Below are 23,021 nucleotides of genomic sequence, written 5' to 3'. Positions count from 1 at the left end.
TGACGCACTGCATGAAGTGGCCTTGGTGCCCCACACGGGACCGGGTTGTCTGGCTCGGTGGCGATGCGGTATGCGCCGCGTCGGTAGCCTCCTCGCCAGGGATGGCGCGGCTGCTATCCGGGTGATGGTGGATGGGCGTCAGTCGGAGCGAGGTCTACCTGGAGGGCCCCGTCGAGAAGCAGACAGGCCGCCACGCAGGCGGGGATTTGCTGGCCCGTTGCTGCGAGCATGGGCGCGCTGCTCTTCTGCCCTGGGGGGCTCAATGCAAGCCAGTCTGAAACTTCACCCAACACGGTTCTCCACCGCGTCGCCTCGTGCCTTGCTGCTGGCGGTGACGGTGCTGGGGCTGTTGACGGTGCCGTCTGTCGCGCACGCACTCCTGCTCATCACCTGTCCGGCCGGAACGACGCAGGTGGCCTATTCGCCCGGAATGACGAATACGCCGCGGCTCATCCAAGGCGTGGGGCATGAGCTGTCAGGGATTTGCACTGGACTGGGGCTGCCCATGGGGGTGAGTTCGTTCACGACCAGCTTCGTGGGCGAGGATATGGTGTCATGTACAGCGTTGTTCACCGCCAGCGAGGGTGACCAGACGTTTGTGTGGAGCAACGGGGCAACCAGTACCTGGCATTTCACGGCCACGGTGGGAACCAGCGTGGGCGGCCAACGCGTCACCACCCTGCAAGGGCCCATCACGTCTGGACTGTTCCAGGGTGCGCAGGTGACGCAGGTGGTGACCTTGCTGAACCTGGACCTGGCGGCATGTAGCACGGAGGAGGGGCTCACCTCCGCGAGTGGGACGTCGACGTATCTCTTCTCGGCCCTGTAGCGATGCCGGGCCGCTCGTGCGCGCCTCGCTCGCATTGGCGCACGGAGCTGTGCGCCCAGCGCGAGTTCCGACGCTCGAATTCAACCCGCTGACCGTGTCCGCTTCGACAGGGGCAACTCCGCGCTCGTGGCCCCTGTCCTCGGGGCCATCCGTTCTCAATTGCCGTGAGGCGTGAGCGCGGCCCGGATGAGCACCAGGGCCCGCTCGCGAATCCGGGCCGACAGGACGTCCTCCGCCTTCGCATCGAGCGAGCGATAGGCGAGAGGAAACGCCAGCTCCAGGTCCACCCGCACGTCGAGGACCACTTCGTCGAGCAGCGTATCGACCTGGTCGCGTCCGCACTTGGAGAGGGCGCTGGCGATCCTCGCGGGGTTGACCAGTCGCGCGGCCCACTCCTCGAGCGTCTCCATCGAGAGGGACTGGTGGGGACTCCACGCCTCGCTCTCGTCGAAGCGGCCCTCACTGAACTCGTCGATCTTCCGTTTGACGGAGGCACGGGTGCTGGGGGAGGCGCGCAGCTCGCTCTTGATGACCAGCCCCTCCGCCACGTTGTCGGGGATGGGTGGCAGCCCCAACACGCCGGGAACCCGCGTCGGATACCGCGTGGGGACGCTGTCCATGTCGCCGCGAGTCCCTCGTCGAAGCACGGGAGGCGTCATGAGTCCCGCTGCCTTGGCCGCGGCCTCCAGCTCCGGATGGGCCAGCAAGGTGCCCTCGTCTTCGTCATCCCGCACGAGCAGGACGTCGAACGGCGACCAGCGCAGCTCCGGCGCATACCAGATGCCGGTCTGCACGGCGGACAGCCCCGGCACGGGTGGCACCTCCGGATGCGGATAGTGCCCGCCGAAGAGCTCTCCGTAGAAATACACGGTGCCGGTCGTGGCCCCCAGCGACTGTGCCATCTGCTCGGCCGCGGAGCCCAGTTGCGCCCGCATGAGCTGCCAGCCGAAGAAGGACTCATCCTCGGTCAGCCAGGCCTTGCGCTTGCCGAACCAGACCTGTCCAGCCCGCACGGCGATGACGAGCTGCGCGCCATGAATCTTCTCCAGGGCGATCCACGGGCCACCCGGGCTGGGCGCTGACTTCGGTTGACCCGCTGCGGGCATCTTCGCGTAGGTCCGAAATGAAGGAGGCGGCACCATGCCCGGCAGAATGCCCGAAGTGGCCGCGCCGCGCTGCCCCGGTCATTCGGACGCGGCAGGGGAGTTGTTTCCAAATCCGCGTCGCCGACACAGGAACGCGCCGGTCTCCGCGCGCCTCGCTCACTGGGATTGACGCACCGCCGTATGGGGCCTTGACGCGCTCCTGATGCGGCAGCCGAACTTTGGCCAGACACAACCATCCCGGCCTGGTTTCATCAAGGAATTCATCTCTTTCTTGCTTGGAGCTGCTTGCTGAAATGGTGGGAACTCCAAGGGGTGCGACCACCGAAATCGACCCCATCCCTCTTTCAATTCAAGACGCATCCGACGATGATGTCGACGATTGGCGCAATGCTAATCTTCAATGTGGGGGAGAAATATGACGCGGCTTTGCAGGTATTTGCTGACAACATCCCTGTCCGTCCTGGGTTTGACCGCCTGCGGCAACGTGGCTCCACCGGACGAGGTACAGAGCAGTACTCGCCAGGATGAGGTGGTCGCAGAGGCTGTGCCACTCCCGCTCCCTCTCGGCTGTCTCCTGACCTCACTGGATACAGACCAGGATGGCGTCTGCGACATCGTGGAGGTAGTGTTTGGCACCAATCCGAACAACGCTGACACGGACGGGGACCGCCTCAGCGACTACGTGGAGTTGTTCGGCTTCGGCGGCGTGGATTTGAGTGCCCTCGGCGCCAACCCGCGCAAGAAGGATATCTTCGTGGAAGTGGACTACCTTCCCGGCCTCCTGCCGACCCAGGACACGCTGAACAGCGTCATCACGGCTTTCGCCAAAGCGCCGGTGAGCAACCCGAATGGGTCCACGGGCATCACGCTGCACCTGGTGGTGAGTCAGGAGATCGCCGCCGCGGACGTGGACCTGGACTTGAGTCCTGTCTGGACCGACTTCGACACGATCAAGGCCAAGTACTTCGCCGCGAGCCGCGCGCCGTACTTCCATTACATGCTGTTCGCGCACAGATACAACGGGGGCAACTCCAGCGGCATCTCGCGCGGGCTGCCTGCCCAGGACTTCGTGGTGTCACTGGGCTTTTGGGGCGGCGTACCGAACGTGGCGGTGGCTGGCACCCTGATGCACGAGTTGGGACACAACATCGGCCTGGACCACGGTGGCAATGACGGTGCCAACTACAAGCCCAACTACCTGAGCATCATGAACTACGAATACCAGTTTCATGGGTTCGTCATTGACAACATTGGCGGCGTGCTCGACTACTCGCGTGTGCGGGTTGCTGCCTTCAGTGAGCAGAATATCCTTGAGACTTCTGCGTTCGCGCCCATTGCGCCTACCACGGAAGCGGACCTTGACCGCATCGGCGGAGTGCGCGTCAACGGCGTCAACATTTTTGGCCATGCAGGCAACTTCCTCGACTTCAACAACAATGTCCAAGTCGACAACGGCGCCTATTCGTTGGATTTCAACCGCAACGGCTTCGCTGGGGATGTATTCCCCGCGGCGCAGAATGACTGGTTGGCCCTGATCTACGACGGCGGCGGCCAGATTGGCTTCGCCACGCCGGGCATCTCCCGGCACCTGGACCGCGAGGCGCCTTTCCTCGTGACCCCCGAGAAGATGGAGCCCTGCCTCACCGTGGACCTGGCGCGCGCTCCGTAAGTCCGCCTCCCGTCGCGGAAGAGTCGAATCCCACCGCCGGGGCCGCCTGCACGGGCCCCGGCGGGTGTGTCTGCCTGGGAGCATCGAGGAGCGGACGCAACTGGCCCGCCGCGGAGGTGGATGACCTGCCCCGCGGTTTTCGGACCCTCTGAAGCTCGCGAGGATGCCGTCTCCCGTCCCCACGGAGGCAGTCAGTCGACCTTCCACAGACGGAGGGCTTCCTCCGCGATGATGTCGGGGTTCTCCTCCTGGAAGAACAGCTTCCCGCCCGGCACGAAGCGAATCCCCTGGGAGCCGGGGAACGTGCGGTCGAGGTAGTGCGCGTCCTCGTTCGAGAAGATGTCGTCGCTTGCGCCCCAGACGATGCGGACCGGGATGTGGGCGCCATGGAGCTTCGCCTCGATTCCCGCCAGCGGGTTGGGGAGAAACGCCTGGTGGAAGGCGTGGTACTGGGCCTGCCGCTTCGGCGAGCTCACGACGGGCGAGGCGTAGGTTTCGATGACCTCGTTGGTGAGGGTGTTGGGGTTCTGGAAGACAGCCGCGCCGAATGTCGAGCGAGCCATGGCGGGGTCGGTGAGCCACGCGGCGGTGTCGGCCGCGAGCGTCCCAGCGCGAGCCAGCTCGATGGCCGGCATGACCTTGGGTGGAGGGCTGTTCGGCTCGGTGTCGCAGTTCGTCAGGAGGAGTGTCCGGACCCGCGCTGGGAACTTGACCAGGAAGAGCTGGGCGACCGCGCCTCCGCTGTCACTGGCGACGATGTCGACCTGAGAGGCGCCAAGCGAGTCGAGCAGGGCCGCGAGCATGTCCACCTGGGCCGCGGCGGCCAGTGACTGGTGCTCGGGGACCTCCGAGTAGCCCAGGCCCATGAAGTCAGGAGCGATGCAGCGCCGGAGGTCGCACAGCCGGTCGAACGCGCCGCGCCACTGGAAGCCATTGAGGGGGGCGCCGTGGAGGAACAGGGCGACATCACCCGAGCCGCGCTCCACGTAGGCAATCTTTCCGAACGAGAGCGGGGCGAAGCGTCGCGCCGCGCGCCAGGTCGCCGCGTCCGTCACTGGGACCGCCGTGACGCCAGCCGTGGTGGAGTGGGACTCCGGGTGGGATGCACAAGCGCCGAGCGTGCTGGCCGCGAGGGTCATGGCCGCGAACTTGAGGAAGAACCGACGTCTCATGGGGAGAACTCCAGTCTGATCGACCCTCGTGCTACCCAAGCCTTCCGGCCGCGCTGCTGAAGAGCCACGGCCCGGGGCGCACGCCGTTGCTCGACGTGCTCACGTCTCCGGTTCCGTCGGGTCGGTTCGACTCGCCGGTGGATGACCGCCATGTCCTCTGTCTGCATGTGGGGGAGCCGGTGCCGGTGACGTATCGCGTGGGGAAGGCCGAGCGTCAGGCGGCACGCATCCACGGTCAGTTCTGCGTGGTTCCGGCGGGGTCGAGCACCCGGTGGACGTTGTCGGGCCCGGCCCGGTCGTTGCTCCTGCGGCTGACGCCCGCGCTGATGAGGGAGGCCGCGGAGGCCAGGGGGTTGGGGGCGCAAGGGATGGAACTGGATCCGGCCATCCACATCCGGGACGCGCAGGTCGAGCGCATCGGCTGGATGATGCAGGCCGAGGACCACGATGGATATCCGGGGGGGAGGCTCTTCGTGGACAGCCTGGCGACGGCGCTCGCCGCACGGCTGTTCGCGTTGCAGTCTCCCACGGAGGACTCGGCGCCCAGGCGTCGCCATGCATTGCCGGCGTGGCGGCTGCGGCAGGTGGTCGAATACATCGAGGCGCACCTGGACGAGGAGCTGACGCTGGCGGAACTGGCGGGGGTGGCGGGGTTCAGCCTGTCTCACTTCAAGCCGCTGTTCAAACAGGCCACGGGACTGCCGGTTCATCGGTTCGTGCTGGAGCGTCGCGTGGAGCGCGCACGGCTGCGCTTGATGGAAGGGCGCAAGAGCCTGACGGAGATCGCGATGGAGGCGGGCTTCTCACACCCAAGCCACATGGCTCGCTGCCTGCGCCGCTTCCTGGGCATGAGTCCGACGGAAATCGCCCGGGCGTCACAGTGAGGTCGCGGGAGAACGAGCGAAAGAGCCAGCGCTTCCGGAGGTAGCCACCCCGCAAGGAATGGCGCGGCTGCTCTCCGGGTGATGGTGGAGGAGCGTCAGGAGTGAGCAAGGACTCCCTGGAGAGCCTCCGTCGAGAAGCAGACAGGCCGATACGCAGGCAGGGATTTCCTGGCCCCTTGCTGCGAGAATGAGCGCACTGCTCTTCTTCCCTGGGGGGTTGAATGCAAGCCAGTCCGAAGCTTCATCCAACGCGGTTCTCCTCCGCGTCGCCTCGTTCCTTGCTGCTGGCGGGGACGGTGCTGGGGCTGTTGACGGTGCCGTCCGTCGCGCACGCGCTCTTGCTCATCACCTGTCCGGCCGGAACGACGCAGATGACCTATTCGCCCGGATTGACGTATACGTCGAAGCTCATCCAATACATGGGAAGTGAGCTGTCAGGGGTTTGCACGGGAGTGGGGCTGCCCGCGGGCGTGAGCTCTTTCACGACCACCTTCACGGGCGAGACCACGGCGTCATGTGTGACGTTATTGGCCACCGATGAGGGTGACCAGACCTTTGTGTGGAACAACGGAGCAATCAGTACCTGGCATTTCACGACCATTGTGGGAACCAGCGTGAGTGGCCAACGCGTCCTTACCCTGAAAGGGCCCATCACGTCTGGGCTGTTTCAGGGTGCGCAGGTGACGCAGGTGGCGACCTTTCTGAACCTGGACCTGGCGGCATGTAGCACGGAGGAGGGGCTCACCTCCGCGAGCGGGCCGTCGACGTATCTCTTCACTGCCCTGTAGCGACGCCGGGTCAGGCCCCGAACCATGTGGAGTGGGTGAAGACAGTCTCAGGAGATTGGCGCGCTGCGCCCAGCAATACCGCCTCATGGTCGAGACCGACGAGCATCAGGAAAACCGTGACGGCGAAGAGCAGGTTGGCGTACCAGCCCAAAGTCGTCTCGGAACTTTTGGGCTACCCGCCTGGCAACGGCCCATCTTCAAGCGCAGCTTCAAAGCCCTTCACTCCCCCGCCATCTTGTCCGATAGGGACGGGGCGGATACTTCTCCTGTCGTCGGTCAGGGAATTTGCCCGTAGGAGAACAGGGGCTCCGCCGACGTGGAATTCACCTCGGAGGACCTGCGAGATCGACGAGGCCACGTCGAAGAGCTCGGTGTAGGGGCCGGGCTGCCCGAGAGCCGCCTTCGGCTCACCGACTGCGACCTGTAATCAACGAAGGCAACTCAGGGAAACGCAAAGCCATGAACCGAAGCGCATGGGTCCACCTGTTTCTCTTCGCGAGCGCGATGACGACGTCGTGCGCGAAGTCCTCCACGGTCCGCGCTGACAGTCGCGAGTCACCGGGCCCCTTGGCGCCGGGCAACGCGAACAATCCCTTCACCCTGGTCTATGGAGGGGCGATTGCGAAGAATGAGCCCGGCAAGGTCAACATGCGGACCGTCACGTACAAGTCGACGGCGCCACGCATATCGAGACCTACTGGGTCCCCAAGTATGTGGACGCCGCCATGAACAAGCTGACGGAGTTCTACGGCCGGTCGCTCGGAAGGTGATGCCAATGCGGACGCTATCTTCTTCAGGGTGGAGCCGACTGTGGCTCGTCGCGTCGCTCCTCGGGTCGAGCGCCTGCGTGAGGGCCGCCCGAAGCGATGTCCCGACGTCGGCGTCGACCGCCCTCGTACTCAAGGAGCAGGGGAGCTTCGCCGTGGGGGGCACCGTCGTGACCAGTCCCGGCACCTTCGACCCACTCCATCCGTCATCGGAGGGTGGAACCCTCCACGGCGATCATGCCTACGTCTTCTACCAGGTCCCGGTCGACGCGCGCCCGCTGCCCCTCGTCTTCTGGCATGGCGCCGGGCAATCCTCGAAGACGTGGGAGACGACGTCGGACGGGCGCGAGGGATTTCAGAACCTCTTCTTGCGTCGTCGTTTCTCCGTCTACCTGCTCGACCAGCCACGTCGTGGTGACGCTGGACGCAGTACCGTGGCCTCGGCCATTCCCGCCACGACCGACGACCAGTTGTGGTTCGGCACCTTCCGTATCGGCGTCTGGCCTGACTACTTCCCGGGCGTGCGGTTCTCGCAAGAACCCGAGGCGCTCAACCAGTTCTTCCGCGCGATGACTCCAAACACGGGCCCTTTCGACGCCGAAGTGAGCGCGCGCGCGGTCGCCTCGCTGTTCGACAAGATGGGGCCCGGCGTCCTCGTCACCCACTCGCAAGGTGGCGGCCCCGGTTGGCTCACGGCGATGAAGAGCGTGAACGTGCGGGCGGTCGTGTCGTACGAACCCGGCAGCGGCTTCGTCTTCCCGGTGGGAGAGGTGCCTGCCCCGATGTCCAGTTCCGCGGGGCCGCTTGAGGCCGTGGGCATTCCTCTCGAGCAGTTCAAGGCGCTGACGAAGATTCCCATCATGATCTACTACGGGGACAACATCCCCGACGCGCCGTCGTCGAACCCCGGGCAGGACAATTGGCGCGTCCGGCTCGCGATGGCACGGCTCTGGCGCGACGCAGTCAATCGTCACGGGGGTGACGCCACGGTGGTCCACCTGCCGGAACTGGGGATCCGGGGCAACACCCACTTCCCGTTCTCCGATACGAACAACGTCGAGATCGCGAATCTGCTGTCGAAGTTCCTTGAGGAGAAGCACCTCGATGGAGGCGGACGCCCATGACGGAAGGGTGCTATCGCTATTTCGAGCACACTCGGCGAGATAGGACCCGCCTCATGAAAAAGCCTCTCTTCGGAGTCGCGGTTTGCGCGGCAGGCCTCTTCATGGGCTGCGCAGCCGCTCAGCATGGCGCTGCGAACTCTCCCGCGGACGCCCAGCAGATCATTCGCGCAGGCACCCAGGCTTCCACGGCCGGGTCGGTGGACTCCTTCACCGGGCAGGTACGCGTCGAGCGCTTGTCGTCCGCCAGCGATGACAGCAATGCCTCGACCGCCTACGTGACCTTCGAGCCTGGCGCCCACTCGGCATGGCACACCCATCCCAGAGGGCAATTCCTCATCGTGACGGCGGGTGTGGGCTTGACGCAGGAATGGGGCAAGCCGGTGCAGGAAATCCGCCCCGGTGACGTGGTGCGGTGCCCACCCAACGTCAAGCATTGGCATGGTGCCACGCCGACGAGCGCGATGACCCATCTGGCGGTGACCGGCTCCGCGGAGGGCAAGAGTGTGATTTGGATGGAGAAGGTGACCGATGAACAATATGGCGCAGCCGGCGCTGCCGCCCCACAGGAGTCCAAGGCAATGACAGCCGAACAAGCCCTTTCCGCCAAACAGCAGGCCATTCCACTGATTGCATCCTTCATGGCCGCGAGCGACATGCCCAAGCTCAACGCCGCCTTGAACCAAGGGCTGGACGCGGGACTGGCCATCAGCGAGGCCAAGGAGATTCTGGTGCAGCTCTACGCCTACGTCGGCTTTCCGCGCAGCCTCAACGCGCTGGGTGAGTTGCTGAAAGTGGTGGAGGCGCGCAAGCAGCGCGGAATCCAAGATGCACCGGGGCGTGAGCCCAGCCGAGCCATTCCCACTGGGGATGAGCTTGTCGCCATTGGAACCGCCAACCAGACCAGGATTTCTGGCGCGCCGGTCCAGGGGCCCCTCTTCGACTTTGCGCCGGTCATCAATCGGTATTTGCAGGCGCATCTGTTCGGGGACATCTTCGAGCGTGACAATCTCGACTGGCAAAGCCGCGAGCTGGCTACGGTCGGCGCGTTGGCGGCCACGCCGGGCGTGGAGCCTCAGTTGCGCTCGCACATGGCAGCGAGCATACGGGTGGGCCTGACGGCCGGACAATTGCGCCAATTGACCGAGCTGCTGGCTGCGCGTGGTGACGCGGATGCCGCCAATCGCGCGACCGAGGCGCTGACGCAAGTGCTTTCCGCGACGAAAGGAAAGGAGTAAGCGCTGTCCTGCTCGGCGTGCGGTGGATTCGCCGTCGACAGGAAATGCCGCACCAACGACGAAGCTCGTTCCGGTGATGTAGAGTCAGGGGCCTCCGCGTCAGGATTGTTGCCCGCGCGCAAGCCTGCCATCGTGGAGCCGCCCCGGCTTTGACGGGCGCGTGAGGCAGCCCCCAATACGCGCCGGTTGGGACCGGTTGGCACCGGCGCATGACTCGGTTAAGGATGGACCATGTCTTTGAATGCCTACGAACTCTCTGCTGGCCTGTTTGTCCGAGGACTGACCAACTTGAAAGCGCAGTTGGCGAAGGCCGAAGAACATGCCGCTGCCAGTGGAAGCGGAGAAGCGGTGTTGCTGGACGCGCGGATCTCCGCGGAAGGGCGCATGCGCGGCGTTGCGAGTGACTCGCCAGCGGACCTGCACATGTACACGCTCGCCGCTCAAGTCCATTGGGCCGCGGAGGGGGCCAGGTTGGCGATCGCGCAGTTGCTGGGTGCGCCCCGGGTGCCGACCGCGAACGATGCAAAGAGCTTCGCGGAGCTGCACCAGCGACTCGATGCGACGATTGCGTATCTGCGAGAGCTCGCGCCAGGCGACCTCGAAGCCGGCCTCGGTCGAGAGGTCGTGATTGAGCACCGCCGTGGCTCGATGCGCTCCAGTGGCCACCAGTTTCTGATCGCATTCGCGATCCCTCACTTTTTCTATCACGTGACCACCGCCTACGGCATCTTGCGCAACCAAGGCGTGCGACTCACCATGGGCGACTTCTTGGGCAACTGGGGGGCGAGTTGAGTTGAACTCCGCCCTCGCGGCCCGCTGCCCTCGAACTCCTCGGCGCCCTCGATCCGCTCCTGCTTCTCAACCCGCTTCGACATTCAGGCCAGGGTCCACGACAGGTTCCGCGGGCGCCTTGCGGCCTCGGGACCACGGCGCTGTGGTTGTAGGGCCACGCTTCTCGTGCATGATGTGCCCACTTCGGCGTGGCACATACATCGCAAGGGTATCAGTTCATGGGCATTCCAAAGACAGGGTGGCGAGGAGCGTGTCTCGCCCTGGTCATCACCCTTGTTGCTGGCGCTCGCGCAGCGGCTGAGACGCCGTGCGCAGTGCCCGGCAATCCCTCGACGTTGGTCTGTCAGTCGAATCCCTCGTACCCCCGCTCCGTGTGCCAGGAGGTCTGTACGCAGGGGTTCTGCATCCGCACGGATGAGCAGCAGTTCCAGGCCGGGAAGCGCGGGCTGTGTGTGCTCGCGCTCGATGCCCGGACGCGAGCGGTGACCGGCTCCTGGTCGCTGGGCCCCGGAAGCTTCGGTCGCCCGGGCCTGGACGTGTCGGCGTCGGGCATGGTGGACCTGACCGTGCTCGTCGGTGGTGCTGTCGGCCATGTCCGGCTCATCCGCACCCAGGAGGGGAAGCTCGAAGCCTCGGAGTCCCTCACGTTCCGTCCGCCGCTCGAGGGCCCGCCGCGTCCACCGCCCGAGGGCCATTGCACCGTTCCGGGTCGCCGGCAGGAGGTCTTTGCCTGCACGGGCAGGGCGCCGTCCCCCGAAGTCGTCGACAAGGCCCGCGCCACCTGCACGAGTACCGGGCACCCCGCATCGATGCTGAAGCCGCCACAAGGCGCGTGCTCCGCACAGGGGTGTCTGACGGTCGTGCCCGTGAAGAACGGCGCGTTGGATGCGGGCTGGTCGTGCCTGGTCTGGGTGGATGTGAAGGGGGCCGTCCATGGGCTCCCGCAGCCTCGCGTGTATGGGAACGCCTTCCAATGGGACGTGCGGGGAGAGACGCTCTGCGCGCACGTGGACGGGGGCTGCACGAACCGGGCGGCCTGCCTGCGGGAGCTCTGCTACGCGGCGGCCCCGCCTCACCGACTGCTGCTGCCGAACCAGGGCTCGCCGCTGGAGTCGGACGGGGTGTACTTCGTGGGCCCCGCGGTGTCTCCGGTACGGGTGGATGGGACGCTCGATGACCCCGCGTGGGCCCAGGCTCGCGAGGTGGTGGCCGAGACGCGGGCCCACCTCCTGTACGGTCCGCGCGCGTGGCGCGGTCCCGAGGACTCTTCCGTCCGGCTCAAGCTGCTGCATGACGCGGACGGCATGCTCCTCGCCGCCCGTGTCCGGGACGACCGGGTGGTTCCGCTGGCGCGGGGCGTCCCAGCCGTCGGGACGGACCACCTGGAGCTCGACTTCGGCCGCAATGGAATCGAGGCCCCTCGGTACGCGCTGTTGCTGGGCGCGGACCGGAAGGTGTCCCTGCGGCAGTGGCGGGACCGGAGGGGACGTGAGGTCGACTGGCCCCTCGAGTCTCAGTGCGTCTGGGCCTCCGAGGACGGGGGCTATGCGGTCGAGTGCCGCATCCCGAATGGCGTCATCTTCTTCATCCCCGCGGTGCCCGGTCCGTCGTGGTTCTCCGTCTGGGTCTCGGACGCTGACCAGCCCGGGACGCAGGAGACGCTGATGGGACCGCTGCTGACTGAAAACTTCGTGAGCGAGGTGCCACCGACCCTTCAGGAGGCGCGCTCCATCGAGCAGCAGAAGCGGGCGAGGCTTCCATGAGTGGACAGCGAAGAATGGCGTTGCACTTCGCGCTGATGGGGTTCGTTGTCCTGGCTTCGCGCGCCTCCGCGGGCGAGGCCTGCCGCGACGTGGGAGAGGTGTCCGACGTGGTGTCGTGCATGACGGACCCCGAGGACTGGGAACACCTCTCATGTGACACGCGCTGCAAGAAGGACTACTGCGTCGCCCTGCGCAATGACTCCCCGCTGCCCGGCATGCCCGCGGACTGGTGCCTGGTGGTGACAGACCGGAAGGGCACGGTGACAGGGAGCCTGGCGCTCACCGGGACCGAGGACGCGAAGGTCACCCGGGCGAGCGAGGCGGGGGGCATCGACGTGCGGGGACGGGACGAAGCGCGTCGCACGTTCGTGCTGCGCTCGAAGCGCCGGAAGGACGGCTCGCTCGTGGAGCTGGCTCGGACGACCGAGCGCGGGCCCACGACGGCTCTCACGCCCCTACCCGAGCCGAGACCGCAGCCGAAGTCGAAGCCGCAGGAGGCCTTCTGCTCCATCGAGCCGTCCAATAGCGAGCCCACGCTGGCGCCTCCCACCTGCACGGGGCGAAAGCCGGCGGCGAGCTTCCTCCAGGAGGCGGCGAAGCTCTGTGCCACGTCGGCGGGCGCGGGCGAGCAGCCGGTGTCCGCGGTGGGCGCCTGCTCGGCGTCGGCGTGCATCGCGCTCGGGGCCGATGAGGGGGTGTGGGAGTGCGTGGTGGGGCAGTCGGATGGAGGCGCTCCGCATGTCCTCAAGTTCGCCGAGGTGTTGGGGTCCTCTGGCCTGACCGGAGTCGCGCTGACGGGCACGAAGGTGTGCGCGACCTTCGTCCAGGGCGGCGGGAGCGGTGGCGACATCGTCTCGAGCGCCTGTGTCCTCATCGGCTCGCCGGACCGCCTTGTGCTGCCGGCTCCGCCGTCGCGGGTCGCCTTCCTGGACGAGGAGGGCTACCACACCGTCCCCATGAAGGCCGAGCCCACGGTGGATGGGGACATCGCGGGCGACGCGGCGTGGGGGCCGGTCCAGCCGCTCCCGGCGCTCACCGACTCGAATGTCATCCATGGCCTGGGTGCGTGGGAGGGCCCTTTGGATGCGTCCGTCACGTGGCGGCTGGCACAGGGGGCCGACGCGCTGTACCTGGCCGCGCAGGTGGGCGACGACCGGGTGACGCCGGCTCGGCCTGGCTTGAGTCCCGTCTTCGCGGACCACCTGGAGCTCCGTCCGTACTACGCGGTCGTCCTGGAGCCGGAGGGCCACGCGTCCCTGCGCCAGTGGAGGGACTTCCGGGGGACCCGTGTGGACTGGCCCGTACGCGGCGCACGGTGCCGATGGCGGGCGCGGCAGGGTGGCCAGGACATCGAGTGCCGGCTTCCCTTCGGCGCGGTCGGTGCCCTTGCCGTGCCTCCGTCGCGCCAGGACCTCCTGCTGGTGTTCTCGGATGGGGACGGCGAGCCGCGCCAGAAGTCCCTGGTGGGGACGCGGGTCGACCTGTGGCTCTGGAAGGAATTGCCGCCCTCGATGGAGGACGCCATCTACCTGAAGCAGACCTACCCGTGAGCCTCGGGTCGCGGGGGTGGGGATGGAGTTGCCCCTGTCAAAACGGACACGCTCAGTGGGGTGATACCGCGCGCCGGGGCTCGATGGGGGAACGCAACTGCAGCCTCGTGTGAGGATGCACGGGGTTGTCGTCGTCGAAGCACCCGGGCAATGGCGGTCCGGTTCGAGGCGCCGGACCGCATCGCCGGGTGTCGTCGGTGTGCTCGCTACTTCGAGCAGACCGTCACCTTGAACTCATCTTCGATGCCCGAGGAGTAGGAGAGCGGGGCATAGGGCCCTCCGCCCTTGTAGGTCCCCGAGAAGCCCACGTCGTCGTAGAGCCGGCAGAACCCGCCGTCGCTCGCGACTCGTCGCTGTGGCGCAGTCGTACGAACCCGGTGCTGGCCGTGGAGGAGATTAGCCACGGGGGGCCCGCGCGCCAGCGAAATCCGTACGCTGAGTACAAAGAACCCAGGAAGGCTCGTCCGAGGAGACTTCGTCCCTGATACAGGGTGGAGGCGGCCCACGATCGGCTCACGGCCCGGTGATGAGGTGGATGCCGCGTTCCCGTATCAGGGCGCTCTGGGCCTCTGCGGAAACCGCGGTCCCGCGCAGGTCGAGTTCCCTCAGGCGTGACAGTCTGAGCAGCGCCGGGAGGCCCGCGTCAGTGACTTTCGTGCGCGTCAGATAGAGGGTTCGGAGCGAACTGGGAAGGTGGCCGAGTATCTCGTCCCCGGTTTGGCCGCCGGCGAGGCTCAGCCAGACGAGTTTTGTGAATTCCTGAAGCGCTTTCTGGCCCTCTGCGTCCAGCCTGGTCGCGCCGAGGTCGAGCGTCGTGAGTCGCGCAAGGGTGTGCAGGCTCGCGAGGCCGGTACCCCGGATGAGCGTCCCCGCGACATGGATTGCCTCCAGCTCTGTCAAGTGAGCGAACTGGCCCAGCCCTACGTCCGTCAGGAGGGTGCGTTCGGCTTTCAGTGAATGGAGGCCGGGAAAGGCCTGGCGTATGGCGGGCACCCATTCGTCAGTGAACCGGGTCTTGCTCAAGTCCAGGTGTCTCAGGCGTGGGCGGGCCCCCAGGTTGTTCAGCGCTTCCAATCCAATCGGCGTGTGGCTGAGCGCGAGCCGCGTCAGTTGGCTGAGGGGCGCGAGTGCCGTGAGGGACCCGTCAGTCAGCGCGAGTCCAGAGAGCCCGAGGGATTCGAGCGTCACCAAGGCACTCAACTCTTGAAGTCCCGTGCCCGTCACGAGCGTGTGCGAGAGGTCAACCTCTCTCAACTCATTGAGTCCCCGAAGATGGCGCAGCGCTGAATCGTCCACGAGAGTGTCGTCGAGGTGAAGCGCTTCCAGTCGAGAGCTGCCCGCGAGGTGGCGAAGGCCTGGGCCTCGGATTCGCGCCTTGCTGAGGACCAGCGCACGAAGCGCGGGCAGCTTCGCGAGGTGGAGCAACCCAGCGTCCGTCACCCGCGTGCTGCCCAGGTGGAGGGCTTCCAGTTCACGTCGTCCCCCGACATGCACGAGGCTGGCGTTCGAGGCAGCAGTACGCGCGAGGCCCAGCCGCCTGAGGGAGGGCATGGCGTCAATGCAGCGGAGACCGGCATCCGAGACTTTCGTGCCGCTGAGGTTGAGCGTATGCAACGAAGCGCCCGGCAACAATGCGAGGACGGCGTCGTCCACTGCGGTATCAGACAGGTCGAGTTCCTCCAGCCCCGGTTGCCTCGCGAGGAATCCAAGTCCTTGGGAGGTTACGGCCGTTCCGGCGAGGGAGACTCGACGCAGGGTGGTGTGCTCCCAGAGCGACGCAAGGCCTGTGTCCGAGACGGACGTTTCGTCCAGCCGCAGCACCGCCAGTTGTCGCATTCGTTTGAGAGGAGCCAGCCCCGTGTTGGTGACCTGGGTGGCATTGAGGTGCAGGGCCTCGAGTCGAGTCTCGCTTTCCAACGAGGCGAGGTGCGCATTGCCGAAGTCCGTGCCAGACAACTGAAGCGCGACGACGCCGGACCCTTGGAGAAGGGCCGCGAGCAGCCCGGGGGCTGGAACGCCGACCGAGCCAAAGCCCAATTCGGGCACTCGGTACTCACGCAACACGGCGGCGATTTCGCGAGCGTCCGCGTCGGTACGCACGGGGAGCAAGGGTTCTGCGTACCAGGTGCCTGTGTCAGGTGGGGTGAAGCCTTCGGGCCCTGGTGGTAACCGCCCGAACTCAGCGCTTGTCCCATCCGGTTCATGGCGGAACACCGTGAGCAGCGGCCTGGGAACCGTCACCACGACGGGACTCAAGAAAGGGGCGGGAATGACAGGCACGGGACGGGGCGCACAGGCCGCCATGACGAGAAGCAATCCTGCGAATCTGAGGATTCCCAAATGGACGTGAAGCGGCGGGCAAGGAAAGAGGTGTACCAGCCACCTTACTTCGCGCGGGCCCCCCGCGGCCATCCGCCGCTCTCGAGCTCCGCGAACACCGCCGGGACACTCCCACCGAGCGCTCCCCCTTCTTCGCGAAGCCAAGGTCATCTCCCAGCCACCTGGCTCCCGTCTGATGAGCGCCCCTGGAACTCCCGCGCCACTGACGCGCGGGGCGAGCGCCTACTCCGGAGCGGGGCCCGGAGGACACGCGAGGTCGGCGGGCAGGGACCACAACTGGGGCTCGAACGTGTCGTCCTTCGCGCTGAAGTAGACCCGCTCCCCGACGCGGGCGAAGCCCTGGGGAGACGCGCCTCCCCCTCCGATGTCCGCGGCCTGTCCCGTGGACATGGCCGTGCCCCGCGTCACCCAGGGCTCGTTGTAGGAGAGGGGCGACGTGTCCCCGCCGAAGAGCACCGCGCCCATGCCCGTGGCGTAGAGAGGGGACCAGTAGTACTCCGAGATGCTCAGCTCCACGGGGAGCTGCACGGTCCCCTCGGCGGTGCCATCCGTCACCCAGAGGCCCACGCGCAGCGCGGCGGGGCCGGGGAAGGGGCTGCCGATGGCCACGGACAAGTAGAGCCGCCCGCCGGAGCTGGCCGTGTTCTGCAGGTAGGGCGTCGTCCCTTCCATGTCCGCGTAGGGATTGGGCAGCACCTTGACGGTGCTCTTGCCTCCGCCAGCGAGGGACAGGCGATACAGTCCCATGCGCCGCGTGGTTGTATCCGCCGACGTCAGATACACCGACGAACCCAGCGCTCCGAGCAACCGCATACTCCGGCCGAACGTGTCCAGGCGCACCGTGCCGGTCGGGCTGCCATCCGTCTTCCACACCTCCGTGTTGGGGCCGTCGAGCAGCGTGAACAATCCCGGGGCTCCGCTGTCGGGGCTCCGCACGTCACCCAGGGGCACCACGTCGGCGTCCAGCCGCTTGACGAAGGATGTCCCGGAGGCCGTGCCATCGGTCCGCCACAGCGCGGTGCCGCTGCCGGGCCCGACGAGGAAGAAGAGCAGGGCGTCGCCCCCCCTCAGGCTCTGCCCCTGGAGCGCGGCGAGCACCCCGAAGTTCACGACCTGCACCGTGCCCGAGTCCGTCCCATCCGAGCGCCACAACTCCACCTGTGTCCCCGCCGCCACCGGGGTGAGCCGGAAGAACGACAGCGCGCCGTCCAGCGCGGTGGGAAGGCGCAGGGAGGAGTCCGCCGTCCCCGGCATCAGGTCCGCCACCAGGTGCGTGCCGGCCTCCGTGCCGTCGCTCACCCAGAGCTCCTTGCCGGTGTCGGGGTTCCACACCTGGAAGAAGACCTGGCTGCCCACAGGGACCAGTCCGCCGAGGCCCCTGTTCCGCCGGGGTGTCACCGCCGGGAAGGACTTCACCGGGAAGGTGCCCGCATCCGAGCCGTCGCTGCGCCACAGCGCGCTGCGGCCATCGCGGAAGTTCACGGCGAAGTAGAGGGTCCCCTGGGCGTCCACCAGATTCACGGGTGCGGGCTCGTCCCAGGGCGGGTCGTCGCCCGGAGGCATGACGACCTTCACCCGCTGGGCCACGCCCGGCGCGCAGGCCTGGGCCTTGACGGTATCCGGCGCTGAGTCTGGTTCCGCGCACCCCATCAACACCAGACACACCAGGGCAAAGCCATACTTCGAGTGCATGCCGCTCCCTCCAGGGCCAGGAGGACAACGGTGGGAGCCACCAGGATGCGCAGCAACTGCCTTGGAGCGCATGTCGCCGCGCGAAGGCAGACATTCCCAGGGCCGGCCGGAGTCGCTGACGCCGGGAGGGGGAACTGCCCGCGAGCGCCGAGTCCCAGATGGCGTCGTTCCAGTTCAGCTCGCTTGGGATGACGGCGAAGACGAGGCCGCTGCGGATGTCCTCGCAGCCACCGTTGGCCGTACTGGGAGTCGCCCAGTTCCGTGGACACCCGAGATGTGATGGAAGGAGCACGGGCGGTCCGCGAACGAAGAGAAGCTGAACAAGCCCCGCGGACCTCGCCGAGAGTTTTCGGAAAGTTCAAGGCCGAGGGGCGCAGAGCTGGCCAGGCGTCAAGCGGCGCGGGTCGCCCGGGCATGCGCGTCTTCTCAATGATCGAGGTTATCAGGGAGGCACAGGGGCTGAAGTCCGGACGAGCCTCAAGTGCTGTTCCTCGGCTCTCCGTGGTCTGGCGACCCGCGGGCTGCCGGCGTCAGGTCGAGTGAATTGGTTTCCTCTGCGACTTGCGCCTCCGGGCCCCGTTATGGGGGCAGCACCCCTCTGGGTTTCTCGGGAAGGGGGGCTTCTTTCTCTGAGGGGCATGGTGGCGTATCAACTCGTTCGTTTGTACCTGAGCCTCACTTCCGTACGGTGGCCGCGGCAATTCGCCTGCACCCCAGGATTCTTCCCCGGCATCCGGGGCTCCGTCCTTTTTGTCTCCGTGGCCCTCGCCGCCTGTGGAGGAGGGGAGAAGCCCCCTCCGTCCAACGTGGCCCCGTCCGCACGCGAGGACCTGGCGACGCTCTACGAGGACACCGTCCTGGTGATTCCAGGCGCGTCGCTCGTCTCCAACGATTTCGACGCGGACGGCGATTCGCTCACGCTCACCTCCGTTGGCACGGCGACCCATGGCAGCGTGACGTGGGTCGGCGGCACCGCCACCTTCATTCCGGAGGCGGACTTCTCCGGAACCGCGACGTTCGAGTACTCAGTGTGGGATGGACGCCTGACTGACACCGGGATGGTGAGCGTCCAGGTCAACCCCGTGCACGACGCACCCGCAGCGGTCGCCGATACCCTGGCCACCCCCGAGGATTCCGTGCTGTCCCCATCGCCTCAAGTCCCGACGATGTCCCGTCCTGACAACTCGAGATTCCCATCAACACGAACAATAACCAGACGGCCTTCGACGCTGCGGCCGTGTACCGACGACGTGGCTGCATGGACCCCTTCCAGTGCAATGACTCAGGGCTTCTGGCGCAGGGGCGTGGAGCTGCCTGGGGCGTCGATGTCGTCCGCGCTCGAAGAGAGACCTCGTGGCCACGATGAACCAACGCTTCACGGACGAGGAGTTCATGTGTCTGTATTTTCGTTGTTGAAATGCTGATGCAATTCAGTTTCACTTGATAGGCATTCTGGACTATGTTGTTCCCTGAGGTCGGCTCGAGACTGCTTGCGCATCCATCTGACGTAACAGGACACGCGGTCAGTCGACGGCCTGCCTCGATTGCAGGGACCCATCACGGGCGTCGCTGGTGCGGCCGCCCGATACACGAGGACTCATGAATACGAGAGTAAACCCGCTGGTTGTCACACTGGTTGTCATGGCGATGTCTTCGGGCACGAGCGTCGCCGCCACCTCTGCCGCGGGGGCTGTGTGTGCGGAGCAGGGCTTGCCGCCGTCCGGCTTCCCGAGTTGTGTGTGGTCGATTCCGGTGGCGGGTGGCGAGGTGCTGCTCGACACAGTGGGCAGTGCCAGCGCGTCGGAAGTCCGCCAGGCGCTGGCCGAGGGGCGAGCCCCGAATCTCGCCCCCCACGTCGTGAGTGACGAAGAAGGCGCGCTCGCGGTCGAGGCGTTGGTACTCGCGACGAGTTCGCTCTCCGACGTCATCGTCAGCGAACTGCCAACCTACGAGCTACCAAACGGCGATGTGCAGGTGTCGGTGCTGGCTGGCACGCTCACGGGCCCGTGGGGCCCGACGGGCCAGGAGGCCATGCTCAAGATTTATTTCTACAACTGGGGCCACGGTCACTGGACGATCATCATCGAGTTCAGCGAGCACAACGGCGTTGGGTACGACAGCAAGGGCGGCTGGTTCAATCTTCAATAACGTACCTGATGACCTCTCGCGCTGGTCGGGGGACGTCGGGGCGTTGAATGGCCACGAGCGTCCGGAACCGCGGCGCGCGGCACTCCCGCAGCAGACTGGGCCACGGAGAGTTGCTTGACGAAGTCCAGTGCCGCCGGGCGCCGAGCACCCTGAACCAACGACCGTGGTTCCCACATGACCTCAGGCGGTGCGCCTGAGGTCGGCTCGGCGCGGGCATGGGCGACCGGATTTGGGGAGGCACAGGACCTGTGCGCCGCGCGTCTGATGCTTCCGCTGCCGCGCGTGATTGCGTAGCGTGAGGCCCCCGAGTCGCGAGGAACGCTCATGGCCAAGAAAGTCGCAGCCAAGAAGGCGCCAGTCAAAACGCAGAAGAACAAGGCCTCCGTCGCCGAATTCATCGCCGCGGTCGATGACGACGCCCGGCGCGCGGACGCCAAGGCGATTGACAAGATGCTGCGCGAGGTCACCGGCGAAAAGCCCGCCATGTGGGGGCCGTCGATCATCGGCTATGGCTCATACAAATACACGAACACGATGGGCGAGGCGGATTGGCCGAAGATCGGCTTCAGCCCACGCAAGGGCGCGACCGTGCTCTACATCGTGCCAGGCTTTCTCGCGTCCGAACCGCTGATGAAAAAGCTGGGGAAGTACAAGAACGGAAAGAGCTGCCTCTACATCAACAAACTCGCCGACGTGGATCAGCAGGTGCTGCGCGAACTGGCCACGCGTTCGTGGGCGCACATGAGCGAGAAGTACGGGTAGGAAAAGGGGAGCCCGGCACACTTTGTCGCGTGAGAGGGGTCAGCCGATGCGCTTCAGCTCCTGCACGGCCGGAGTGGGCTTCCCTTCGCCATGGGTGCGGCGCGCTTGACCTGGGCTCCTGGATGGAGCCTGGAGATTGCAATCGATTCACGGGCCGTACATAGGGGCTTCGTGTCCTCCACACCCGTCCTTGGATTTGGTCGCTATCTCGGCACCCCGCTCCAGCGCCTGGAGGTGGCGGGGCTCGTCTTGACGGAGAGCACCTATCCTCCCGACGTCGTCCTCCCTCTTCACCGGCACCGGCACGCGGGCTTCCGGCTCACGCTGGAAGGCGGCTTCACCGACGTGTTGGAAGGACGCTCGCGGCAATGTCCTCCCAGGTCGGTGGCCTTCCAGGCACCCGAGGTCGCCCACGAGCAGCGCATCGCCGGTCGGCTCACCCGCACCTTCAACGTCGACTTCTCCGAGGCGGTCTGGCGGTCGCGCTACCCCCTCGTCTCCCGGCTCGACAGCCGGATGGAGCTTGCGTCGGCGCGACTGTCCACGCTGACCGCGCGCCTCTATCAGGAGTTCCGCCACGGGGACGACATGACGGCGCTGGCCATCGAAGGGCTGGCGTTGGAGCTGCTGGCTGAGGCCGTGCGCGCCACGACGCCCCCGAAGGCATCGGCTCCTCCCGCGTGGCTCGCACGGGTGCGGGAGTTGCTTGATGCGGTCCGGGGTCCGCCTCCCACGCTCGCGCAACTGGCTCGCGAGGCGGGGGTGAGCCCCACGCAACTGGGCCGCAGCTTCCGCCAGTTCTTCCAGTGCACTCCCGTTGACTACCTGCGCCGCTCCCGACTGGAGCGCGCCAGCCGGGCACTGCGAGAGACGGCACACCCCATCAGCGACATCGCGCTGGAGGCGGGCTACTGCGACCAGAGTCACATGACGCGCGAATTCAGCCGCCGACTCCACCTGGCACCGGCCGAGTACCGGCGCCTGCTCGCGGGCCGTTCGTTTCGTCCAACGGGATGAGTTCCGTCCAAGACATCCTCGTGCGGGCGGGGTCAGCTTCAGCGCCATGACTCCGGACCCGCTCGCCTCCACCGTCCCCGTTTCCTCCCCGACCTCCGACGCCCTCCGGGGAGTACCCACAGTGGCCCTTGTCGCCACGCTGTGGCTGGCATCCGCCAGCTGCGTCTCACGGCAGGAGGTCCCCACATCTCCCGCGCCGGCCATCACCCGCGTGGAGGCCGGGCGCACGCACTGGGTGCTGCGTCCCTCCGAGGCCTACGACGCCCTCTGTCTGCTGAACCTGCTCCGTGGCGACGCGTTCTACACGAAGTACTATCCCGTGGAGTTTCAGCGCTTCTCCGCCCTCCTGGAGCCCGGGGAGAAGGCCGCGCTCGCGCACCTCACCGAGCGGATGGGAAAGCAGGCCGGGAAGATGGTGGGTCCCCATCTGACGCTCGTCTTCTCCGTCACGGGTGCCACCACCGTGGAAGACTTGGCCAGGACGGTGTCGGACGATGCCGCCTGGAAGGCGATGCGCCGGGACTTCGAGGCGACGAGTTACAGCGAGGACTCCGACTTCACCGAGATGGAGGACGTGCGCCAGGACCTGGGCGTGCTGTTCGCCTTCCTCCAGCGCATCGGCTTCTCGCGCATCTGGCGCGCGGAGTACCTGCCCCAGGTGGAACAGGCCATCGCGCGATTCGGCGTCCAACTGGCGCCCCATGACGTGGTGGGCTGGGACGAGGACGTCCTCGGCCGGGTGCTCCACGTGGAGGCGCTCAACGCCCACGTGCTGAAGTTCGTCAAACCCCACGGCATCCGGGTGACGGGCTGGAACTTCCTCACCGACCTCACCTATCCGCTGAGCGTCACGGTGAAGACCGCCGTGCATGAGCTGCTCCACCCGCCGTTCAAGCGCGAGGGTGCCCTTGACGCGCGGTTGACAGCCCTGGAGGCGGACCCGTACTTCCAGCGACTGGTGCGCGAGCATGACCCGGCGTTCGGCTACACCACCGCCCAGGGGCTGACGGAGGAGGACTGCGCCGAGGCCATCGACGTCTTCGTCAGCGAGCGCCAGGGTTTGCTCCGCGCGAGGGACGGCAAGCCGCTCACGGGCGCGGCCTTCTTCCGCGACCACGACGATGGAATGCACGTGTTGGCCTATGTGCTCTATGAGGAGCTCCGGCGCGCGGACTTCTCCCAATGGACGACGTACGAGGGCTTCCTGCTGAAGCTGTTCGACACGGGCGTGCTCGTGCCCGGGAAGCTGGAGCAGCGATTCCGTTCCTACACCGGCAACTATCCCGTGAAGGCATTGAAAGAATAGGCCCTCAGGCGCGCGCGGCCCCGGGCATTGGCGTGTCGGGAGAAGCCTTCCGTGCGGCCCGTGTCTCGAAGATGGAG

At 66.5% G+C, this 23,021-nt stretch carries 18 protein-coding genes; 13 read left to right on the top strand and 5 right to left on the bottom strand.

Annotation, left to right across the window (positions count from 1 at the left end):
• Positions 1-262 precede the first annotated feature (262 nt).
• Positions 263-829, top strand: a complete 567-nt coding sequence (locus HUA76_RS41710; RefSeq protein WP_174459422.1) for a hypothetical protein — start codon at positions 263-265, stop codon at positions 827-829.
• A 155-nt stretch (positions 830-984) separates the two neighbouring features.
• On the opposite strand, the gene HUA76_RS41705 is transcribed toward HUA76_RS41710, so the two are convergent.
• Positions 985-1,971, bottom strand: coding sequence for an RNA ligase family protein (locus HUA76_RS41705; RefSeq protein ID WP_174459421.1), 987 nt, complete (start codon positions 1,969-1,971; stop codon positions 985-987).
• A gap of 364 nt (positions 1,972-2,335) precedes the next feature.
• Between HUA76_RS41705 and HUA76_RS41700 the strand changes: the two genes are divergently transcribed.
• Positions 2,336-3,604: a hypothetical protein gene (locus HUA76_RS41700; protein WP_371817408.1), complete on the top strand. Its 1,269-nt coding sequence runs from the start codon at positions 2,336-2,338 to the stop codon at positions 3,602-3,604.
• Positions 3,605-3,795: 191 nt separating this feature from the next.
• Here the strand turns inward: HUA76_RS41700 and HUA76_RS41695 are convergent, their stop codons facing one another.
• Positions 3,796-4,776, bottom strand: coding sequence for an alpha/beta fold hydrolase (locus tag HUA76_RS41695; RefSeq protein WP_174464064.1), 981 nt, complete (start codon positions 4,774-4,776; stop codon positions 3,796-3,798).
• Between the two features lie 95 nt (positions 4,777-4,871).
• Here HUA76_RS41695 and HUA76_RS41690 point away from each other — a divergent pair, with 95 nt between their 5' ends.
• The 6 genes from HUA76_RS41690 (at position 4,872) to HUA76_RS41665 (ending at position 13,679) form a co-directional block, all read left to right on the top strand.
• Positions 4,872-5,660, top strand: coding sequence for a helix-turn-helix domain-containing protein (locus HUA76_RS41690; RefSeq protein WP_371823606.1), 789 nt, complete (start codon positions 4,872-4,874; stop codon positions 5,658-5,660).
• Between the two features lie 1,395 nt (positions 5,661-7,055).
• A complete protein-coding gene (locus HUA76_RS41685; RefSeq protein WP_371823601.1) occupies positions 7,056-8,339 on the top strand; it encodes an alpha/beta fold hydrolase in 1,284 nt (427 codons plus the stop codon).
• Between the two features lie 53 nt (positions 8,340-8,392).
• Complete coding sequence (locus HUA76_RS45920; protein WP_174464062.1) at positions 8,393-9,574, top strand: carboxymuconolactone decarboxylase family protein; 1,182 nt, start codon at positions 8,393-8,395, stop codon at positions 9,572-9,574.
• Positions 9,575-9,805: 231 nt separating this feature from the next.
• The gene (locus tag HUA76_RS41675; RefSeq protein ID WP_174464061.1) at positions 9,806-10,366 is read left to right on the top strand and encodes a DUF1993 family protein; all 561 of its coding nucleotides are present in this window, start codon (positions 9,806-9,808) and stop codon (positions 10,364-10,366) included.
• A 371-nt stretch (positions 10,367-10,737) separates the two neighbouring features.
• Positions 10,738-12,129, top strand: coding sequence for a hypothetical protein (locus HUA76_RS41670; protein WP_174464060.1), 1,392 nt, complete (start codon positions 10,738-10,740; stop codon positions 12,127-12,129).
• A gap of 14 nt (positions 12,130-12,143) precedes the next feature.
• The gene (locus tag HUA76_RS41665; protein WP_174464059.1) at positions 12,144-13,679 is read left to right on the top strand and encodes a hypothetical protein; all 1,536 of its coding nucleotides are present in this window, start codon (positions 12,144-12,146) and stop codon (positions 13,677-13,679) included.
• Positions 13,680-13,885: 206 nt separating this feature from the next.
• Here the strand turns inward: HUA76_RS41665 and HUA76_RS41660 are convergent, their stop codons facing one another.
• The 3 genes from HUA76_RS41660 to HUA76_RS41650 form a co-directional block, all read right to left on the bottom strand.
• Positions 13,886-14,083, bottom strand: coding sequence for a hypothetical protein (locus tag HUA76_RS41660; protein WP_174464044.1), 198 nt, complete (start codon positions 14,081-14,083; stop codon positions 13,886-13,888).
• A gap of 109 nt (positions 14,084-14,192) precedes the next feature.
• Positions 14,193-15,779 (bottom strand): hypothetical protein, encoded by a 1,587-nt coding sequence (locus HUA76_RS41655; protein ID WP_371823600.1) that lies wholly within the window; start codon positions 15,777-15,779, stop codon positions 14,193-14,195.
• A gap of 462 nt (positions 15,780-16,241) precedes the next feature.
• Positions 16,242-17,711, bottom strand: coding sequence for a hypothetical protein (locus HUA76_RS41650; RefSeq protein WP_174464058.1), 1,470 nt, complete (start codon positions 17,709-17,711; stop codon positions 16,242-16,244).
• A gap of 806 nt (positions 17,712-18,517) precedes the next feature.
• Between HUA76_RS41650 and HUA76_RS41645 the strand changes: the two genes are divergently transcribed.
• The 5 genes from HUA76_RS41645 (at position 18,518) to HUA76_RS41625 (ending at position 22,944) form a co-directional block, all read left to right on the top strand.
• Positions 18,518-19,135, top strand: coding sequence for a cadherin-like domain-containing protein (locus HUA76_RS41645; RefSeq protein ID WP_174464057.1), 618 nt, complete (start codon positions 18,518-18,520; stop codon positions 19,133-19,135).
• 175 nt (positions 19,136-19,310) lie between these two features.
• Positions 19,311-19,859, top strand: a complete 549-nt coding sequence (locus HUA76_RS41640; RefSeq protein WP_174464056.1) for a hypothetical protein — start codon at positions 19,311-19,313, stop codon at positions 19,857-19,859.
• A 324-nt stretch (positions 19,860-20,183) separates the two neighbouring features.
• Positions 20,184-20,621: a DUF1801 domain-containing protein gene (locus tag HUA76_RS41635; RefSeq protein ID WP_174464055.1), complete on the top strand. Its 438-nt coding sequence runs from the start codon at positions 20,184-20,186 to the stop codon at positions 20,619-20,621.
• A 171-nt stretch (positions 20,622-20,792) separates the two neighbouring features.
• Entirely contained in the window at positions 20,793-21,638 is an 846-nt protein-coding gene (locus HUA76_RS41630) for a helix-turn-helix transcriptional regulator (protein ID WP_174464054.1), read from the top strand.
• A 121-nt stretch (positions 21,639-21,759) separates the two neighbouring features.
• Positions 21,760-22,944, top strand: a complete 1,185-nt coding sequence (locus tag HUA76_RS41625) for a hypothetical protein (protein ID WP_254614829.1) — start codon at positions 21,760-21,762, stop codon at positions 22,942-22,944.
• The last annotated feature ends 77 nt before the right edge of the window (positions 22,945-23,021 follow it).

The organism is Myxococcus sp. CA056 (genome assembly GCF_013336715.1).
Classification (GTDB): Bacteria; Myxococcota; Myxococcia; order Myxococcales; family Myxococcaceae; genus Myxococcus; species Myxococcus llanfairpwllgwyngyllgogerychwyrndrobwllllantysiliogogogochensis.
This window is presented reverse-complemented; position numbering and strand designations above follow the sequence as displayed.

Coding starts and splice junctions, on each gene's coding strand:
- HUA76_RS41710 (WP_174459422.1), top strand. CDS start 263: ATGCAAGCCAGTCTGAAACTTCACCCAACACGGTTCTCCACCGCGTCG.
- HUA76_RS41705 (WP_174459421.1), bottom strand. CDS start 1,971: ATGGTGCCGCCTCCTTCATTTCGGACCTACGCGAAGATGCCCGCAGCG.
- HUA76_RS41700 (WP_371817408.1), top strand. CDS start 2,336: ATGTGGGGGAGAAATATGACGCGGCTTTGCAGGTATTTGCTGACAACA.
- HUA76_RS41695 (WP_174464064.1), bottom strand. CDS start 4,776: ATGAGACGTCGGTTCTTCCTCAAGTTCGCGGCCATGACCCTCGCGGCC.
- HUA76_RS41685 (WP_371823601.1), top strand. CDS start 7,056: ATGGAGGGGCGATTGCGAAGAATGAGCCCGGCAAGGTCAACATGCGGA.
- HUA76_RS45920 (WP_174464062.1), top strand. CDS start 8,393: ATGAAAAAGCCTCTCTTCGGAGTCGCGGTTTGCGCGGCAGGCCTCTTC.
- HUA76_RS41675 (WP_174464061.1), top strand. CDS start 9,806: ATGTCTTTGAATGCCTACGAACTCTCTGCTGGCCTGTTTGTCCGAGGA.
- HUA76_RS41665 (WP_174464059.1), top strand. CDS start 12,144: ATGGCGTTGCACTTCGCGCTGATGGGGTTCGTTGTCCTGGCTTCGCGC.
- HUA76_RS41650 (WP_174464058.1), bottom strand. CDS start 17,711: ATGCACTCGAAGTATGGCTTTGCCCTGGTGTGTCTGGTGTTGATGGGG.
- HUA76_RS41640 (WP_174464056.1), top strand. CDS start 19,311: ATGAATACGAGAGTAAACCCGCTGGTTGTCACACTGGTTGTCATGGCG.
- HUA76_RS41635 (WP_174464055.1), top strand. CDS start 20,184: ATGGCCAAGAAAGTCGCAGCCAAGAAGGCGCCAGTCAAAACGCAGAAG.